Origin of the sequence: Streptomyces sp. NPDC046977, assembly GCF_040644455.1 — a bacterium.
Lineage (GTDB): Bacteria > Actinomycetota > Actinomycetes > Streptomycetales > Streptomycetaceae > Actinacidiphila.
In genome coordinates, this window is record NZ_JBEYWO010000001.1 from 344,229 (window position 1) to 362,321 (window position 18,093).

Genomic DNA, 18,093 nt, shown 5'->3' on the forward strand with positions numbered 1-18,093 from the left:
CGTGTCCCGCACCCCCGACGCCGCTCTCGCGGCGCTCACGGACGCGGCGGCGCCGTACCTCATCGGCGTGCGCCACCACGCGCCGTCGCTCGCCGCCGCCCTGCCCGCCCTGCTGGACGCCGCCGAGCCGGACGTCGTGCTCGTCGAACTCCCCGGCGAGATGCAGGAATGGCTGCCGTGGCTCGCCCACGAGGAGACCCGGGCCCCCGTCGCCCTCGCCGCCGCCCCCGGCGACGCGGCGGGCGGCGGCCCCGCCTTCTACCCGTTCGCCGACTTCTCGCCCGAACTCGCCGCCGTACGCTGGGCGTCCCGGCACGGCGTCCCGGCCCTCGCCTGCGACCTGCCACTGGCGGACCGCGCGTGGGCCGAGGGCAGGCAGGCGCCGGCATCGGCGACGGGCGAGCGGGGGCCCGGCCTCCACGCGGCCCTGCGCGACCGCGTCACCGGACGTCCCGGCGACGACCTGTGGGACCGCCTCGTCGAGGCCACCGCCCCCGGGTCGCCGCCCGAGGCCCTGCGGCGCGCCGCGCTGCTGACGGGATGGGCCCTGCGCGAGGACGCGGCCGCCTCGGGCGGTGTTCCCGCACTCGACCTGCGGCGCGAGGCGTGGATGCGGTCACGCATCGCCGACGCCACGGCCGGCGGGGCCCGCGCGGCCGTGGTCGTCGGCGCCTTCCACGCCCCGGCGCTGGTGCCGGGCGCGGCACCCGACGTCGTGTCCGCGGCGGGTGAGGACACCGGGACCGCGGCCCGCGAGGACGCCCGCCCCTGGACGACCTCCCTCATCCCGTACACCTATGCGCTGCTGGACGAGCGGTCCGGCTATCCCGCGGGCATCCGCGACCCGGAGTGGCAGCACCTCGTCCTCGACGCGGCGGGCGACCCCGACGTGCTCGAGGCCGCGCTGATCCGCACCGCCGTCCGCGTGTGCGCCGAACTGCGGGCGCTGGGCCACCCGTCGGGCCCGGCCGACGCCCGGGAGATCAGCCGTCTCGCGGGCGACCTCGCCCGGCTCCGCGGACTGCCGGCCGCCGGACGGGGCGAACTCGTCGAGGCCGTGCAGACCGTGCTCGCCCAGGGCGAGCCGTACGGGCGGGGCCGGGCGGTCGCGCGGGCCATGGAACACGTCCTCGTAGGGACCCGGAGCGGGCGGCCCGCCCCAGGGGCCCCGCGCAGCGGCCTCGCCCCCGCGGTGGAGGCCGAGACCGCCGCGCTCGGACTGCCGGGGCCGGAGCCGGGAACGGCGACGACCGACGCCCGGGACCTGCGGCTCGACCCGCTGCGCTCGGACCTCGACCGCCGCCGCGAACTGCTCCTGCGGCGGCTGGCGGTGTGCGGTGTGCCGTACGCCGAGCCGAGGGACGTCACCGGCGCAGGAGGGGCCGACGCCCTCACCACCCGCTGGGAGGTGCGCTGGACACCCGCGACCGCCGCGATGCTCACCGCCGCGGGCACCCGCGGGGTCACCGCCGCCCAGGCCGCCGAGGGCGTGCTCCGTGAACGCCGCAGGTCGGAGACGGACGACGGCGGTCCCACCGCGGCCCAGACGCTGCGCGGGCTCGCCGAGGCCGCCGAGTGCGGTCTGCCCGCGCTCGCCGACGAACGCCTCGCCGAAACGGCGGACGTGCTGCCCGGCAGCGGCTCCCTGCCCGAACTCCTGGGCGGCTTGGCGCTGCTGGACCGCGTACGGGCCGGTCACATCGCCGGCCTCGGGGCGGACGACGACCGCACGGCCCGCGCGGAGGCCGTCGCCGGGCTGCTGACGTCGGCCGCCGTGCGCCAGGTCGACGGACTCACCGGCTCCGAGGACCCCGCCGACGCCCACGCCCTGCTCGAACTCACCCACCGCGCCGACCGGTTCGGCGGCATCCGGCTCGCCGACGCCCTCACCCGCCTCGCGGCCGACGGGTCGCCGCTGATGCGCGGCGCCGCCGGTGCCGTCCGCGTCCTGCTGGGCCACGAGCCCGCGCAGGACCTCGGCGCCCGCGTCGCCTCCTGGGTCGACGCCGCGACCGACCCGCCCTCGCGCGCCGCCCTCGGCGCCCGCCTCACCGGCCTGCTCACCGCGGCGGGCCCGCTCCTCGAAGCCGCCGCCCCGGCGCTGGAACCCCTGCTCGACCGGGTCGCCGGCCTCTCCGACCGCGCTTTCCTCGACCGGCTCCCCGCGCTCCGCGGCGGCTTCGACACCCTGAGCCCCGCCGCGCGGGACCGGCTCCTCACAACGGTCGAGGAACGTCTCGACGTCAGCGGCATCGCCGACACCGCGGGAGCCGACCCCCTGGCCCTCGCGGCGTGGACCCGCGCCGACCTCACCGCGCGCACCGCGCTCCACCGGCTCGGTCTGCTGCTCCCGGACCACACGTCGGCGCCGGAGGAGGCGCACGACGCGGTGCCGGACGAACACTGGTCCCCGCCCCGCGCGGCGGACGGCCCGCCCGGTCGCACCCTGGCTGCCGCGGACCGCTGGCGGCTCGTGCTCGGCCGCCGAACGGAGCAACTGCCGCGTTCCGCCACGGCCTTGGCCGCCGCGCTCGACGAGCTGTACGGCCGCGGCCGCGGCGAGGGCAGCCGCGGCGACATGGCGGGTGGCAACGGCGGGGGCCGCGAGGCGGCGTACCCCGGGGTGCGCGAGTGGTCGGAGGAACTGGCGGCGCTGTTCGGGCCCGGCATCCGCGAGGAAGTCCTCGCCGCGGCGGCCGCCTCGGGCCGCGACGACGCCCTCACGGAACTCGACCCGGACAGCGTCCGCCCCTCGGTCGACCTGCTGCGCACGGTGCTCGCGCACGCCGGAGGCCTGCCCGAGGCACGGTTGGCGGCCCTCCGGCCCCTGGTACGCCGCCTCGTCGAAGCCCTGACGCGACAGCTCGCCACCCGCCTGCGCCCCGCGCTGCACGGCAGCGTCGTCCCCCGCCCCAGCCGGCGGCCCGGTGGTGGCCTCGACCTGCCGCGCACGCTCCGGGCGAACCTCGCCACCGCCCGCCGCACTCCCGACGGCACCGTCCAGGTCGTCCCCGAGCGCCCGGTGTTCCGCACCCGCGCGCAACGCGCCGCCGACTGGCGGCTGATCCTCGTCACCGACGTGTCCGGCTCAATGGAGGCGTCCACGATCTGGGCGGCGCTGACGGCGTCCGTGCTGGCCGGGGTGCGAACCCTGTCGACGTACTTCCTGGCGTTCTCCACCGAGGTCATCGACCTCACCGACCACGTCACCGACCCGCTGTCGCTGCTCCTGGAGGTCAGCGTCGGCGGCGGCACCCACATCGCGGCCGGCCTGCGCCACGCGCGCGAGCTCGTGACCGTCCCGTCGCGCACGCTCGTCGTGGTCGTCAGCGACTTCGAGGAGGGCTACCCGGTGGGCGGACTCCTCGCCGAGGTCCGCGCGCTCGTCGGCGCCGGCTGCCATGTCCTGGGCTGCGCCAGCCTCGACGACGCCGGACGCCCCCGCTACTCCACCGGCGTGGCCGGACAGCTCGTCGCCGCGGGCATGCCCGTGGCCGCCCTCAGCCCCCTCGAACTCGCCCGCTGGGTGGGGGAGAAGATCGCATGAACACGAACCTGCCCCCGGTCGCGCCCGCCGTCACCGCCGAACTGGTCGCGGCCCTCTCGCCCCGGCTGCGCAAACGTCTCGACGCGGGCGCCGCCAAGCTGGCCGGCCGCCCGGTCGTCCGCGACGGCGACGGCGACACACTGCGCATCGCGATCGACGACGACACCGACCTCGAACTGCACGCCCCCGGCGGCACGGTGACGAGCGCCGAGGCGATCCGCTGCGGATGCCTGCTCGCCCCGGACTGCCTCCACCGCGCCGCCGCGGCCTCGGCCGCGCCGGTCGCCGAACCCGGAGCCGGCGACACGCGGCCGGAGGATGCGGCGGTGGCCGGGGACGCCACTCCGCCGGAGGCACCGGACACCGCCACGCCGGAGCAGTGCGCCGCCGCCGACGCCGTGCGCGGCGCGGCCGCCGCCGTCCTGGAGGCGGGCATCGACGGCGCCGGCGCCGTGCCCCAGGCGGAACTGCTGCGCGCGGCACATACCGCCCGCATCGCCGGACTGCCCCGGATCGCCGCGGCCGCCGTCTCCGTCGTCACCAGGTTGCGCGCCGCCCGCTCAGGCGACCCGGCCCACCGTCTGGCCGAACTCGTGGAGGCGTTGCGCGACCTGCTCGGCCCCGCGCACCGCGTGCCGCACGCCACGGGCCCCGAACTGGCTGCCGTGCGCGGCACCGCACGGCAGCCCTACACCCCGGACGGCTCGCTGCGGCTCTACGGCCTGTTCTCCGAACCCGTGCTCACCGCGAGCGGCCACGCGGGCGCCGTCACGTGGACCGCCGACGCCGAGGGCCGTCTGTACACGGTCTCCGACGTCCTCCCGGGCGGTCCCGGAAGAGCCATCGGCGCCGCCGACCGCAGCGTCCGCATCGGCGACACCGCGCTGACCCACCGCGAGCTGTCCCGCGCGGGGCTCGCCGTCTCCGGTGCCACCGTCTCGCCCACCGGCCGGCTCGGCGCGGGCGCGGGGGTCCGGGCGGTACGGGCCTCCGGCGCATCCTGGACCGCCGAGCCCCTGGCACGCCTGTGGGCCGTGCCACCGGCCGAGCAGGCCGCCCGCGCCCTGGCCACGGGCGACGGGCTGCTCTTCCTCGACGTCACCCTCACCGGCACCGTGCGCGAGACCGGCGGCGACTGCCTGCTCGCCGACTGCGGCGGCCTGACGCTCCGTCTGACCTCCGCCCACGACCACCCGGCCCTCCCGTACCGGGACAACCTGCGGCTCCTCGCGGCCGCCCCCGGCCTGCGCCTGCGGGTCGTCGCCCGCCTCGACCCGGCGCCGCACGCCCGCGCCCGGCTCCTCGCCCTGAGCCATCCCTCGGACCCCGGGGCACGGCTCGACGCCGGACTCGACCGCCTCCAACGGGCCGACCTCCCCGCGTCGTCCACCGCTCCGGCCCCGGTCGTCGCCGCGGCCCTCGACGACGCGCCCCTCCACCTGCTGCAGCGTCGTGTCCACCAGGCCGTGTCCGGCGGCCGCCGCGTTCTCGCCCTTCCCTCCACCGCCCCGACCGACGCCCAGCGCCTGCGCCGTGCCGGCCTGGCCACCGGAGCCGGCCTGCTCACCCACCTCCACGACCGCGCGGCGACCCGCGACCGCGACGCCTTCGGCCGCCTCCTCCCCACCGACCCCACGCACTTCGCCGACGCCTGGCTCGCCGCCGCCACCTACACCGCCGAAGTCGACCGCGCCCTCTGCGCCGCGGCGTGGGGTGCCGATCCCGCGGAGCTCTCCGCGGGAGTCGCCGGTTGATCGGCGCCCGCACGTCGCGGGCACCTGGGCAAGGCCCCTTCCGTCGAGTGGCCTTCCGCAGCTACGTGCCGGGCCGGCCGCCCGGTGCTGCCTCCGGACCCCTGACGGCCGCGGCAGTCGGCCTTCCGCGCCGGGCCGTACCGCCCCCTATCGCCCCGCGCATTCCGGCCGTCTTCTCCGCCGCGCGTGGGCGGGGCGGCCCCCAGCGCCGGCGTGGGCGGACGGGGCAGTTCCGCGGCCGTCGCCGTGTGCCGGTGCGGACCGTCCGGGCGTCCACGGGCCGTACCGCCGACCCTCCGTGCCTGCCCCGGGTCCGCGCACAGCACTCCTCCGCGGTCACGGAACCCCGTTTGGCGCGATCCGTTCGCCCGCACGTGTGGTTCACGTGAGCATCGGGGGCTCGGCGTTGACAGGTATTCAGGCGAGGCGTTTCACTCATGCCCGCTGGCAACGTTGTCAGGATCCGGACAACGTTGTCGTGCGGTAGTGCGACGCACGTTCAGTCATCCGTGAAGGCGATCCGGTTGTGGAGGCACGTGATGGCAAGACCCTGGCGCGACCTGTTGACTCGCAGGCCTCACCTTCCCCAGCTCCCTCAGCTTCCCCATCTCCCGCGCGCACGGCGCCTGCGCGTCCCGCTGGCGGCGGTCGCCGTCCTGAGTCTCGCGGCCGGACCGCTGCAGGCGGCCGCCGCGGCGCCCGCCGCCGACGTCCCCTGGGTCGACGACCCGGCCTCGTTGGTCAATCCGATCATCGGAACGTCAGGTGCTGTGGACACCTTCCCCGGCCCCGACGTGCCGTTCGGGATGCTCCAGTGGGGACCCGACACCACCCCCAACCGCCCCTCCGGCGGCGGTTACGAGTACAACGACAAGAAGATCTCGGGCTACAGCCTCACGCACATCTCGGGCCCCGGCTGCCCCGCCGCCGGCGATGTGCCCGTGCTGCCCGTCGCCGGATCCCTCACCGGAGACCTGAGCGCCACCTCGACCGGCTTCAGCCACGCCAACGAGCGGTCGGAGGCGGGCTACTACCGGCTGACCGACGACGCGGGCATCACCACGGAGCTGACCAGCACCACCCGTGCCGGTCTCGCCACCTTCACCTTCCCGGGCAGCACCGACTCGCACCTGCTGCTCAAACTCAGCGGCGGCGCCACGCAGATCGACAACACCCGCGCCCAGGTCGTCAACGACCACGAGGTGTCGGGCGCGGTGACCAGCGGCCACTTCTGCGGCGCCGACAACACCTACACGCTGCACTTCCGCATGACCTTCGACCGCCCCTTCACCAGCAGCGGCACCTGGGTCGGCGGCACGGTCAACCCCCAGGCGAAGTCGCTGCGCCTCGGCGCCCCGGAGCAGTCGCCGACCTCCCCGGCGACGCGCGGCCCGCAGAAGGAGCGGCACTTCACCGTGCCGGCCCGCCCCGGCCCCCGCGCCGGCCACGGCCCCGCCGCCTCGGCCGCGAAGGGCTCGGAGAGCGCCGCCCCGAGTGCCGCCCCCGGCTCCGGCACCCGTGCGAAGCCGCCCGTCACCGGCGCCAACGGCATGTACCTGACCTTCGACACCACCACGCGGAAGGCCGTGACGGCCAAGGTCGCCATCTCGTACACCAGTGACGCTAACGCCGCCAAGAACCTGACCTCCGAGATCCCGGGCTGGAACTTCGCGAAGGTCCGGCAGGCCGGTCACGACGCATGGAACAAGGTCCTGGGCCGCGTGCGGATCGGCGGCGGCAGCCACGACCAGCAGGTGCAGTTCTACACCGCGCTGTACCACTCCCTGCTGCACCCCAACGTCTTCTCGGACGCCAACGGCGAGTACGCCGGCATGGACGGCGAGATCCACACCGTCCGCAAGGGCCACGCCCAGTACGCCAACTACTCCGGCTGGGACACCTACCGCTCCCAGACGCAGCTGATGGCCGTGGTCGCGCCCGACGTCACCAGCGATGTCGTCACCTCCATGGTCAACGGCTTCGACCAGACCGGCCTGTTCCCCAAGTGGGCGCAGAACAACGGCGAGAGCTACGTCATGGTCGGCGACCCGGCGGCCGGGATCATCGCGGGCGCGTACGCCTTCGGGGCCCGCGACTTCGACGCCAAGGACGCGCTGGACGACCTCGTCCACCAGGCCACCACCCCCAACAACGACCGGCCGGGCCAGGCGGTCCGCGACGCCAAGGGCTACCTGCCGATCGACGGCGCGAACTGGGGCTGCTGCAACTTCTACGGCCCGGTGTCGACGCAGCTGGAGTACGACAGCGCCGACTACGCCATCGCCGCGCTCGCCAAGTCCCTCGGCAAGGACGGCGTCCACCGCACCTTCGCCACCCGCGCCCAGGACTGGCAGAACGTCTTCAACGTGCGCACCGGCTACGTCCAGGCCCGCAACGCCTCCGGCGCCTACGCCACCGGCTTCTCGCCGGGCACCTCCAACGGCTTCGTCGAGGGCACCTCGGCGCAGTACACCCCGATGATCCCGTTCAACCTCAAGGCGCTGATCGCCGCCCGCGGCGGCGCGGACGCCTACGACGCCTACCTCGACAGCCTCCTGTCGGACATCGCCCACCCCGGCGGCACCAACGCCGACCTCAGCAACGAGCCGAGCGTGGAGATCCCCTGGGAGTACTCCTACCTCGGCAAGCCCTGGAAGACGCAGGCCGCCGTCCGCGAGGCCCAGCAGAAGTTGTACTTCAACGCTCCCGTCGGGCAGTTCGGCAATGACGACCTGGGTGCCATGAGCTCCTGGTACGTCTGGTCCGAGCTGGGGATGTACCCGCAGACGCCGGGCACCGACACCCTGGTGCTGGGCAGCCCGGTCTTCCCCAAGGCCCAGATCCGCCTCGGTGGTGGCAGGACGGTGCGGATCAACGCGCCGCAGGCCGCCACGGACGCGCCGTACGTGCAGTCGCTGCGTGTCGACGGCAGCGCGCACGACGACGCCTGGCTGCCCTTCTCCGACCTGAGCGACGGGGCGACCCTGGACTTCACCCTGGGCACCAGCCCCAACACCGCGTGGGCCTCGGCGCCCTCGGCTGCCCCGCCGTCCGACGCGACCGGTCAGCGCACCGTGCTCGCGGGCTCCGGCCCGTCCGGCGCGGGACTGGTGCTCGCTCCCGGCGGCAGCGGCAGCGGCACGCTCGACCTGGTGAACATCGGTGCCAAGGAGGAGGTCGTGCGCTGGACCGCCCAGGTCCCGTCCGGGGTCTCCATGGACACCACGTCCGGCTCGCTCACCCTGGGCGCGGGCGCGAAGACGGCCCACCCGGTGACGGTGACCGGCGGCGGTGCGGAGGGCACGTACGACATCGTCTTCTCGCTGAGCACCGCGTCCGGCACCGACCTGGGCACCACCGTGCTGCACGTCGCCGTCGCGGAACCGGGCGCCCTGTGGCCGTACTACACCAACGAGGGCGTCCACCCCGACGGCAGCCAGTACAACGGCGGCTTCGACGGCGGCGGCTGGGCGTACTCGAAGGAGGCGCTGGCCGCGGCCGGGGTCCAGGGCGGCAGCACGGTGACCGCAGACGGCATCACGTACACCTGGCCGCGCACCACGGCCGGGCAGCCGGACAACATCGAGACCTCGGGGCAGACCGTCCCGCTGGCCGCGCCCGCGGGGACGGCGTCCGTCGGCCTCCTGGGTTCGGCGACCAACGCCTCGTCGGCCGGCGCGACCGGCACCTTCACCGTCACCTACGCCGACGGCAGCACGGCGCAGATCCGCTCCGGCTTCTCCGACTGGACGCTGGGCGGTGGCGGAGGCAAGCCCATCCCGGGCAACACCACGGCCGTCACGACGGCCTACCGCAACACCGGGAGCGGCAAGCAGGACAAGGTGGCCACCTATGTGTTCGCCGTGAAGCTGCCCGTGGACGCCGCCAAGCGCGTCGCGAGCATCACCCTGCCGGCGACGGCCGACGGCACGGCGCACGTGTTCGCCTTCGGGTACGGGAGCTGACGCCGCGGCCGGGTGGCGGCGCCTCGCACGGCGCCGCCACCCGGCCGCGTGTCCCGGACGCGGACGCTCAGGACACGATGTCCTTGCCCCGGAACCCCCGGTAGGCCAGGGCGCAGAAGACCACCGCGAACGACACCGACACCGACACTCCCTTGACCATCCCGGCCCACTCCAGCCGGGGCTGCAGCGCGTCGAACCAGGCGTACTGCCAGTGCGTCGGCAGGACGCTGCGCAGCGAGCCCAGGGCCGTGATGGCGTCCAGGATGTTCGACAGGATCGCGACCCCGACCGCCCCGCCGACCGCCCCCAGCGGGGCGTCGGTGACCGTGGACAGCCAGAAGGCGAAGCCCGCGACGGCCAGTTGGCAGGCGAAGACGTACAGCGCCGCGATCGCCAGCCGTCCGGCCGCGGTGCCCGGCGGCAGCGAGCCGGCCGAGGTGAGCTCCATGTCGTGCCAGCCGTAGGCGAGGGTGCCCACGCCCAGCGAGACCGCCGGCAGGGAGAGCACCGCGACCGCGCTGAAGACCAGTGAGACCAGCAGCTTGCTGGTGAGCAGCCGGGCCCGCGGCACGGGCGCCGCCAGCAGGTAGCGCAGCGAGGACCAGCTCGCCTCGGAGGCGATGGTGTCCCCGAAGAAGAGCGCGACGGGGATCGTCACCAGGAAGCCGGACGAGACGAAGAGCACCGCCAGCGCGAAGTTGACGCCGGAGGCCGTGGCGACGTCGATCATCGTCGGCACCGAGTCCCGGCCGCTGGGCGTGCCGCCGATGGCGAACGCGGCCCACACGACGACGGGCAGGCCCAGGACGACGGCGAGCGCGACGAGCGTGCGCCGCCGCAGGAGCTGCCGCACCGCCTCGACCCGGAAGGGCAGGGTGCGGCCCGGCCGGTACCCCGGCGCGACCTCCGCCGGGGCCTCCGTGTTCGTGGTGTCCACAGTCTCCAAGGGGCCGGTCATGCGGACTCTCCGATCAGGGTCAGGAACGCGTCCTCCAGGCGCCGGTGCGGCCCGACCCGCTCCACCGGCACGTCCAGCCGCAGCAGTTCGGTCAGCAGCTCGGGCACCGTCATCGTGCCGGGCCGCACCAGCAGCCCGTCCTCCGCGGACTCGGCCGCCGCGATCCCCGGCAGCGCCGCCAGCTTCGCGGCGACGGCCTCGCGCGCGTCGTCCGGCATCCCGGGGGCGCCGACGAGCAGTGCCTCCCCGCCGCCGGAGATCTCGCCGACCGGGCCGGCCGCGATCAGCCGTCCCTTGTCCATCACGACGAGGTGCGTGCAGCTCTGCTCGACCTCCGACAGCAGGTGGCTGGAGACGATGACGGTGCGCCCGGCGGCCGCGTAGCGCCGGACGACATCGCGCATCTCGCGGATCTGCGGCGGGTCCAGGCCGTTGGTCGGTTCGTCGAGGATCAGCAGGTCGGGCAGGCCCAGCATGGCCTGCGCGATGGCGAGCCGCTGCCGCATGCCCTGCGAGTACGTCCGTACGGCGCGCTCCAGTGCCTCGCCGAGGCCGGCGATCTCCAGCGCCTCCTCCACGTGGGCGTCGGCGGCCGGGCGGCCGGTGGCCCGCCAGTACAGCTCCAGGTTGGCCCGCCCGGTCAGGTGCGGCAGGAAGCCCGCGCCCTCCACGAACGCGCCGACCCGCGACAGGACCGGCGCGCCGGGCCGGACCGCCTGCCCGAAGACGCGGATGCCGCCCTCGTCGGGCCGGATCAGGCCCATCATCATGCGCATCGTGGTGGTCTTGCCCGCGCCGTTGGGGCCGAGCAGGCCCAGCACCTGGCCGCGCTCCACGCGGAACGACAGCTCGCGCACCGCGTAGCGGTCCGCCGCGCCCTTGTACCGCTTGGACAGCCCGGAGATCTCCAACGGCACGTCCGCGAGCGCGGGTTCGGGGGCCTGCCGCACGGTGCCCGCCCGCCGCCGCCCGGTCAGCAGCAGGGCCGCGGCCAGCGCGGCCGCCGCCAGGGGCAGCACCCACACCCAGGCCGGCAGCCCGCCCTGGTCGGTGGTCAGCGCGGGGTCCACGGGCACGGTGAGCGCCGCGCCCGCGGGCAGCGACACGCGGTAGGTGGCGGGCGGGGCGGGGGAGGAGTAGCCGAGGTCGGTGCTGGACAGGACGAGCCGCAGCCGGTGCCCCGAGGCGAACTCGTGGTCCACGGCGGGCAGCGTGACCGGCACGGTGCCCTTCCCGTCCGCGCGCAGCGGCGCGACGAGCTGGTGTGGCAGCGACTCCGATCCGCCCGGCGCCACGTCGTACAGCTTCGCGAAGAGCACCGCGCCGTCCGGGGCGTCGGTGCGCACGTCCACCCGTACGCGCGCCGCGCCGGTCAGCCGCAGCGGTGAGCGCAGTGGCGCGGAGTCGAACGCGGCGCGCTGGCCGGGGAAGTCCAGCGACAGGGACAGCCCCTGGCCGAGGTCGGAGAGCTGCGACAGCGCGCCGACACCGGGCACCGCCGAGATGGCGGGCGGGTTGCCGCCGGCCGGGTTGGCCACCGGCTGGGCGCCCCCGGTCAGGGCGATCTCGCGCGTCCCCGTGCCGCCGAGCCCGGGATAGGCGGGCGCGTCGGCGCCGCGCTTGATCGCCCGGCCGTCGGTGGTGTCGACGCCTCCGGCGCGGGTGACGCGGAAGGCCGGGCCGGTGTCGGCGCCCTTGTCCTTCTTCAGGTAGCGGTCGAACCAGGCCGTGATCCGGCCCTGCACCCGGTCGGTCTCCTGGTCGCCGCCGTCGTGTCCGCCGGAGAACCAGTCGACGGCGACGGGCGCGCCGCCCGACTGGACCGCGCGGGCGATGGCGTCGCCCTGGTCGAGCGGGAAGAGGGAGTCGTTCTGGCCCTGGACGACCAGGGTGGGCACCTTGATGCGCGCGGCGACCGACGAGGGGCTGGAGCGCTCCAGCAGCTGCCGGGTCGCGGCGTCCTCGCGCCCCGAGACCGCCGAACGGTCGTACATCGCGCACAGTTGGGCCGTGAAGCCGCACGACGCCCCGTCAGCGCCCGTGGAGAAGAAGATCCCGGCCCACAGCTTCTTGAACACGCCGCCCGGGAACAGGGCGTCGGACAGGTTCCACCAGGTGATGGCGGGCGCGATCGCGTCGACCCGCCGGTCGTGGCCCGCGGCGAGCAGCGAGATCGCACCGCCGTACGAGGCGCCGGTGACGCCGACCCGCGGGTCGTCGGGACCGTCGCGCAGCACCTCCGGCCGCTTGCCCAGCCAGTCGATCAGCCGGGAGACGTCGGCGACCTCCGCGTCCGGGGAGTTGAGCCCGATCCGGCCGCCGGACCGGCCGAAGCCGCGCGCCGACCAGGTCAGCACCGCGTAGCCGTGCCGGGCCAGGTCCTCGGCCTGCGGCCGGACGTCGGCCTTGCTGCCGCCGAAGCCGTGCGCGAGCAGCACGGCGGGCCGCGGCGCGCCGCTCCCGGAGGTGAAGTACGACGCGTCGATCCGCACCGTCCGGGTGCTGCCGGGGGACTCCGGCACGGAGAAGACCCGGTCCTGGCGGTGGACGGACGCCGGACCGTCCGCCGCAGCCAGGGTCACCGCCCCTCCGCCGGCCAGCAGGGCGAGCGCGGCCACCCCGGCGGCGAGACGCCGCCGGGTACGCAGGGGCCTGGGCAGGGCCAATCGCATGCGGTGATCCTCGGGTGGGAAGGGCACGTGCGCCGGCGGAGTTCCGGTGCCTCCCACTATGCATTCCGGTGATCACTCACGACGTCCGTCTCAGGCACCGGATCGCCGTACTGCACCGGGAGTACGGTGGCGACCGTGCCCTTCGACCGCCTCGCCGCCGCCCCCTTGCCCCGCCTCGGACTCGGCCTCGCCGCCGTCGGCCGCCCCGGCTACATCAACCTGCACCGGGACGCCGACCTGCCCGCCGACCGCACCGTCGACGCGATGCGCGACCGGGCCCACCATGTGCTCGACACCGCGTACGCCGCCGGGATGCGCTACTTCGACGCGGCCCGCTCCTACGGCCGCGCGGAGGAGTTCCTCGCCGGGTGGCTGGCCGCCCGACCCGCGGCCACCGACGTCGTGATCGGCAGCAAGTGGGGCTACACCTACACCGCCGACTGGCGCGCCGACGCGAAGGTGCACGAGGTCAAGGACCACACAGCGGCCACCTACGACCGGCAGATCGGCGAGACCCGGGCCCTGCTCGGCGACCGGCTCGGCCTCTACCAGATCCACTCCGTCACCCCGGACAGCCCGGCGCTCACCGACCGCGCCCTGCACGCGCGCCTGGCCGCCCTCGCCGCCGAGGGCGTCGCCGTCGGCTTCTCGACCAGCGGCGCGCTGCAGGCGGAGGCCATCCGCGCCGCCATGGGGGTGACGGTCGACGGGCAGCGCCTGTTCACCGCCGTCCAGGCGACGTACAACCTCCTCGAACCCTCCGCGGGGGCCGCCCTCGCCGAGGCCCATGCCGCGGGGATGGCCGTCATCGTCAAGGAGGGCATGGCCAACGGGCGTCTGGCGCAGGCCGCGCCCGGCTCGGTCCTCGCCGAGATCGCCGCCGCGACGGGCGCCGCCCCGGACGCCGTCGCCCTCGCCGCGATCCTGCACCGGCCCTGGGCCGGCGTCGTCCTGTCAGGTGCCGCGACCACCGCCCAGGTGGAGGCCAACGCGGCCGCCGCCGGCCTCCACCTGAGCGCGGAACGCCTCGCCCGCCTCACCGCCCTTGCCGAACCGGCCCCGCTCTACTGGCGGGAGCGTTCCGCCCTGCCCTGGACCTGATCCCGCCGGGGGCCGCTCAGCGCACCCCGGCCGTCGCGGCGCCCGTCCGCGCCGCCGCGAGGAAGGACCCGATGCGGCGCCGCAGGCCCGCCGCGTCCAGGCCGTGCGCCCGCGCGTGCTCACGCGAGGTGCCGTAGCGGCGCAGTTCCTCCCTGGCGGTGCCCAGTGCCAGGACGCGGTGCGGCAGATCCATGAGCGCGTCGTTCGCGAACGGCGCGGAGGTGCCGGTCAGATACGGCTCGACCAGGACGACGTCCGCGCGTTCCGCGGCCCCGGCGGCTGCGCGCAGCCCGGCCGCGTCGAACGGCCGCACCGTCGAGGCGTACAGCACGGTGACGTCGAGACCGGCCACCGCCTCCAGCGTTGCGTCCAGCAGCGGTCCCACGGCCACCACGACCCCGGAGCGGCCCTGCCGGACGGTGCGGAACCGCCCTGGCGGGACGGGCAGCGGGGCGCGGTTGGACTGCTCGCTGAGCCGGACGTACACCCGGTGGTCCCCGTCGGCGGCCGCGTGCCGGACCAGCGCCTCGGCCTCGTCGGGGTGGCCGGGGACGTGGACGGTCCACCCCGGGAGGGTGTCGAGCAGCGCCACGTCGCCGGGCGACTGGTGGGTACGCCCGCCGGCCGAGATGTCGTAGGAAGCGCCGGCAGTGACCAGCACCGCTCCCACCTCCTGGTGCACCAGGTCCAGCTTGACCTGCTCGAACGGCCGCTCCACCAGGAAGCTGCCGAAGGTGTGAACGATGGGCCGCAGCCCGGTCAGCGCCAGCCCGCCCGCCGCCCCGACGAGCAACTGCTCGCGGATGCCGACGTCGATCACGCGGTCGGGATGGGCCCGGGCCGCGTCCGTGAAGCGGTCGGCGGAGATGACGGCCAGCACCACGGCCAGCCGCGGGTCCTCGTCGAGCAGGGCGGTGGCGACGGCGGTGAAGCGCTCGCGCATGGTGTCCATCGTGGGGAGACTCCTCGGTCCGTGCGGTCTTCGGTGACGGGCGGTCTTCGGTGACGTGGGGACGGCGGTCAGTACTTGGACTCGACGCGTGCGACGACCGCGCGCGGCACACCCGGGTGCGGCGCGGTGAACGCCTCGTACAGCGCCTCGTGGTCGCGGCCGTCGACGGTCTCCGCGAACCAGCCCTCGGCGGCGAAGCGCGAGGCGAGCCCGCCCCGCCAGCCGTACGTGGCGGAGGAGTTGTCGATCGCCACGACGTGCAGGGACTCCAGGCCGATCGCGCCGGCGAAGGCGATCGCCTCGTGGTTGCTGCCCTCGTCCATCTCGGCGTCGCCGACCAGTGCCCACACCTTGGCGCGGGTCAGCCCCTGGGCCCGCAGCCCCAGGGCGCTGCCCACCGCGAGCGCCAGCCCGTGCCCGAGGGATCCGGAGCCGATCTCCACGCCGGGCACCAGCGTCCGGTCCGGGTGGTGGCCGAGCCGTGAGTCCCAGGAACCGAAGGACGGCAGCCACTCCTCCGGGATGAAGCCCTTCGCCGCGAGCACGGCGTAGTACGCCATCGGGCCGTGCCCCTTGGACAGCAGGAAGCGGTCGCGGTCCTCGTCGTCCGCGGTGTCCCGGCGCACGCGCAGCACGCGGTCGTAGAGCACCCAGAGCACGTCGAGGGTGGAGGTGGCGGCCGGCCCGTGCTTCTCGTCGCCCGTCATCAGCGACATCAGGCGCGGCAGGTCCCGGTAGCCGTACGCGGGGGTGATGCTTGTCGGGGTCATGAATCGAGGGTGCAACTTCAAGCCGACTTGAGGTCAAGCGTAGGCTCGGAGGACATGAGCCCGCATGTACCGCAGCCCCCGAACCCGGTCCGTCGCGCGCCCCAGGACCGCATCGCCATCGGCGAGCTCGCCGCCCGCAGCGGCCTGGCCGCCTCGTGCCTGCGCTACTACGAGGAGATCGGCCTCATCCGCTCCGAACGCACCGCCGGCGGCCAACGCCGCTACCCCAGGTCCACGCTGCGCCGTGTCGCCTTCATCCGCGCCGCGCAGCGCGTCGGCCTCTCTCTCGACGAGGCGCGCGGCGCCCTGGACCGGCTGCCCGCGGACCGTGCGCCCAGCGCCACCGAATGGAACCGCGTCGCCCGGACCTGGACCCGCCGAATCGACGAGCAGATCGCCGAGCTGGAACGCCTCAAGCGCCGGCTCACCAGCTGCATCGGCTGCGGCTGCCTGTCCCTGCGCAAATGCGGTCTGTACAACCCCGGCGACACCGCGGCCTCCGGCGGCGCGGGCGCCCGCTACCTGCTCGGCGACGCGCCCGCGGGCCAGGAGGCCGGTGCCGCAGTCACAGACCGTCGACCTTGAACGGATCGTGTTCGGCCAGGAGCTTGTCCAGCCGTGCCTGGTCCACCCGGCTGGTGACTTGGCCCTCTTCCTGCCGGTCCCGTACGACCTTGGCCAGGGTGAACGCCGAGGTCACCACGTAGAGCAGTCCCACCGCCAGGAAGCCCCGCACCCACGGGCCCACGGGCAGGTAGGCGATGCCCACCACCATCGCCGTCAGGGCGAGGGCGAACGAGAGCGCGGCCTGCGCGGAGTAGGCCGCCGTCGTCTGCTGTTTTATCGGATTCGCCATGGCAGCAGTGTCGGTCCCGTGTGACGCCGGCCACATGAGTACGGCTACTCATCTCCGCCCGGCGGCCGGCACCCGCTCCGGGGGCGGCGCGGCGGGCCGGGACATACCTGCGAGCGAGCACCGGTCGACGTGCGGTATTGTTCTCGTGCGCGGTCAGCCCGGGAATCCCCGGGGGATCCGGCACCGGGACGTGGCGCAGCTTGGTAGCGCACTTGACTGGGGGTCAAGGGGTCGCAGGTTCAAATCCTGTCGTCCCGACGGTGTGGAAGGGCTCGTTGGACTGGACTTTTTCCAGTTCCGCGGGCCCTTTTGCGTGCGCGAGGACCGCGTTCGCCCGGTGCGGCCGGACTCCGCCCCGGCCGCGGGTGGTTGGGGGCCGGCGCCCCGGTGGGGCGTCAGCGCGGGTCCGGGAGTCCGTCCGCCGTGCGCCGCCACTCGCTCGGGCTCATCCCGTACGCAGCCCGGAAGGCGCGGCTGAAATGGGCCGCGGTCCCGAACCCCCAGCGGTGGGAGATCGCGTCGATCGTCACGTACCGGCTCGCCGGGGTGGCGAGCTCCCGCTTGCACTCCTCCAGCCGCTCGGTCTTGATCCACTCGCCGAGCGAGATGCCGGCGCGGGACAGCGTCAGGTAGAGGTGGCGCACCGAAACGTGGTGCGCGGCGGCGATGCGCGCGGCGCTCAGGTCGTGCTCGGCCAGGTGGAGGCGCGCGTACGCCAGAACGCGCTGCGGGAGGGTGAGGTGCAACGGCTCCCTGGCCAGGTCCTCGCGTCCGAGGCCGGTCGTGACCAGGGCCCGGACGAGTTCGACGGAGGGCTGTGCCAGGAGGTCGGCCTCGTCGGCACCCAGGGCCTCCTGCCCGCGGATCAGCCGGGAGAAGAACGCCGTCACGGCGTCCACGACCGGCAGGTCGGGGCGGAGCGGCACGGCGGTGACTCGGTCGAGCAGCGGGGAGGGGAGCCCGAGCGTCCGGGTGGGGATCCGCACCGCGGCGGTGCGGATCGAGCCGTGGAAGGAGATGGAGTACGACTTCGCGGTCTCCAGCAGGACGAGCCCGCCCGGTCGCAGTTCCGCCTCCCGGCTCCCCTGGCTGACGCGCGACACCCCTGACTCCTGGATCGCGAGGAACACCTGCGGCTCGACGTCGTCGGTCAGCGGGCCGGTCGAGCGCCGCAGGCCGGTCAGGTTCCAGCTGATGTCGGCCACCTCGACCGAGCGCAGCGCCGTCGTCACGGCGACGGCCCTGAGCTGCGCGGGGTCCGGTGGAAGGTCCACCTCGATGTGGCCGTTCAGCGATCGTGACTGTTCACGTATGGCGTCCGCACGATCACCCGGAGCGAACGACCTGAGGTCGAATCGATGGGGCACGGGGTCCTCCTGCGGCGGCGTCGAGCGCCGCGAGCACGTTCGGGTTGTGCGACGAGTATCCCTCGGCGGGTGTGGCACAGGAGGACAAGGATGCGGCGCCTCGTAGCACTGCCGGACAAGCCGGCACCCGGGACCTTGCATACGGTCGCTT

Annotated in this window: 11 protein-coding genes and 1 tRNA gene; 6 read left to right on the forward strand and 6 right to left on the reverse strand. The window is 75.0% G+C overall.

Going from position 1 to position 18,093, the window contains the following annotated elements:
• Window position 1 precedes the first annotated feature (1 nt).
• The 3 genes from ABZ883_RS01415 to ABZ883_RS01425 all read left to right on the forward strand — a co-directional run bounded on the left by ABZ883_RS01415 (window position 2) and on the right by ABZ883_RS01425 (window position 9,266).
• Window positions 2-3,547 carry a DUF5682 family protein gene (locus tag ABZ883_RS01415; protein WP_360899570.1) on the forward strand — a complete coding sequence of 1,182 codons (3,546 nt, stop codon included), beginning with the start codon at window positions 2-4 and terminating at the stop codon, window positions 3,545-3,547.
• Window positions 3,544-5,301 carry a hypothetical protein gene (locus ABZ883_RS01420; RefSeq protein WP_360899573.1) on the forward strand — a complete coding sequence of 586 codons (1,758 nt, stop codon included), beginning with the start codon at window positions 3,544-3,546 and terminating at the stop codon, window positions 5,299-5,301. Before ABZ883_RS01415 ends, ABZ883_RS01420 begins: the two co-directional genes overlap by 4 nt.
• A 539-nt stretch (window positions 5,302-5,840) precedes the next feature.
• The gene (locus ABZ883_RS01425) at window positions 5,841-9,266 is read left to right on the forward strand and encodes a lectin (RefSeq protein ID WP_360899576.1); all 3,426 of its coding nucleotides are present in this window, start codon (window positions 5,841-5,843) and stop codon (window positions 9,264-9,266) included.
• A 67-nt stretch (window positions 9,267-9,333) separates the two neighbouring features.
• Here ABZ883_RS01425 and ABZ883_RS01430 read toward each other — a convergent pair whose 3' ends face one another.
• Together ABZ883_RS01430 and ABZ883_RS01435 are read right to left on the reverse strand one after the other, a co-directional pair.
• Window positions 9,334-10,224 (reverse strand): ABC transporter permease, encoded by an 891-nt coding sequence (locus ABZ883_RS01430; RefSeq protein ID WP_360899579.1) that lies wholly within the window; start codon window positions 10,222-10,224, stop codon window positions 9,334-9,336.
• Window positions 10,221-12,896 (reverse strand): alpha/beta fold hydrolase, encoded by a 2,676-nt coding sequence (locus ABZ883_RS01435; protein WP_360899582.1) that lies wholly within the window; start codon window positions 12,894-12,896, stop codon window positions 10,221-10,223. Before ABZ883_RS01435 ends, ABZ883_RS01430 begins: the two co-directional genes overlap by 4 nt.
• 135 nt (window positions 12,897-13,031) lie before the next feature.
• Here ABZ883_RS01435 and ABZ883_RS01440 point away from each other — a divergent pair, with 135 nt between their 5' ends.
• Window positions 13,032-13,997, forward strand: coding sequence for an aldo/keto reductase (locus tag ABZ883_RS01440; protein WP_360899585.1), 966 nt, complete (start codon window positions 13,032-13,034; stop codon window positions 13,995-13,997).
• A 16-nt stretch (window positions 13,998-14,013) separates the two neighbouring features.
• Here ABZ883_RS01440 and ABZ883_RS01445 read toward each other — a convergent pair whose 3' ends face one another.
• Window positions 14,014-14,949: a transketolase gene (locus ABZ883_RS01445; RefSeq protein ID WP_360899588.1), complete on the reverse strand. Its 936-nt coding sequence runs from the start codon at window positions 14,947-14,949 to the stop codon at window positions 14,014-14,016.
• Window positions 14,950-15,017: 68 nt separating this feature from the next.
• A complete protein-coding gene (locus tag ABZ883_RS01450; RefSeq protein WP_360899591.1) occupies window positions 15,018-15,719 on the reverse strand; it encodes a transketolase in 702 nt (233 codons plus the stop codon).
• Window positions 15,720-15,773: 54 nt separating this feature from the next.
• Here ABZ883_RS01450 and soxR point away from each other — a divergent pair, with 54 nt between their 5' ends.
• Window positions 15,774-16,304, forward strand: coding sequence for a redox-sensitive transcriptional activator SoxR (gene soxR / locus ABZ883_RS01455; RefSeq protein ID WP_360899594.1), 531 nt, complete (start codon window positions 15,774-15,776; stop codon window positions 16,302-16,304).
• Here soxR and ABZ883_RS01460 read toward each other — a convergent pair.
• Window positions 16,285-16,575, reverse strand: a complete 291-nt coding sequence (locus ABZ883_RS01460; RefSeq protein ID WP_360899597.1) for a YiaA/YiaB family inner membrane protein — start codon at window positions 16,573-16,575, stop codon at window positions 16,285-16,287. The two genes, soxR and ABZ883_RS01460, sit on opposite strands and share 20 nt — an antisense overlap.
• A 184-nt stretch (window positions 16,576-16,759) precedes the next feature.
• Here ABZ883_RS01460 and ABZ883_RS01465 point away from each other — a divergent pair.
• Window positions 16,760-16,833, forward strand: a tRNA-Pro gene (locus ABZ883_RS01465).
• A gap of 137 nt (window positions 16,834-16,970) precedes the next feature.
• On the opposite strand, the gene ABZ883_RS01470 is transcribed toward ABZ883_RS01465, so the two are convergent.
• The gene (locus ABZ883_RS01470) at window positions 16,971-17,942 is read right to left on the reverse strand and encodes a helix-turn-helix domain-containing protein (RefSeq protein WP_360899600.1); all 972 of its coding nucleotides are present in this window, start codon (window positions 17,940-17,942) and stop codon (window positions 16,971-16,973) included.
• Window positions 17,943-18,093 lie beyond the last annotated feature (151 nt).

What these genes read in the sequence shown, in the direction of transcription:
- ABZ883_RS01420 (WP_360899573.1), top strand. Translation starts at nt 3,544, where the DNA reads ATGAACACGAACCTGCCCCCGGTCGCGCCCGCCGTCACCGCCGAACTG.
- ABZ883_RS01425 (WP_360899576.1), top strand. Translation starts at nt 5,841, where the DNA reads ATGGCAAGACCCTGGCGCGACCTGTTGACTCGCAGGCCTCACCTTCCC.
- ABZ883_RS01445 (WP_360899588.1), bottom strand. Translation starts at nt 14,949, where the DNA reads ATGGACACCATGCGCGAGCGCTTCACCGCCGTCGCCACCGCCCTGCTC.
- soxR (WP_360899594.1), top strand. Translation starts at nt 15,774, where the DNA reads ATGAGCCCGCATGTACCGCAGCCCCCGAACCCGGTCCGTCGCGCGCCC.
- ABZ883_RS01450 (WP_360899591.1), bottom strand. Translation starts at nt 15,719, where the DNA reads ATGACCCCGACAAGCATCACCCCCGCGTACGGCTACCGGGACCTGCCG.
- ABZ883_RS01460 (WP_360899597.1), bottom strand. Translation starts at nt 16,575, where the DNA reads ATGGCGAATCCGATAAAACAGCAGACGACGGCGGCCTACTCCGCGCAG.
- ABZ883_RS01435 (WP_360899582.1), bottom strand. Translation starts at nt 12,896, where the DNA reads ATGCGATTGGCCCTGCCCAGGCCCCTGCGTACCCGGCGGCGTCTCGCC.
- ABZ883_RS01430 (WP_360899579.1), bottom strand. Translation starts at nt 10,224, where the DNA reads ATGACCGGCCCCTTGGAGACTGTGGACACCACGAACACGGAGGCCCCG.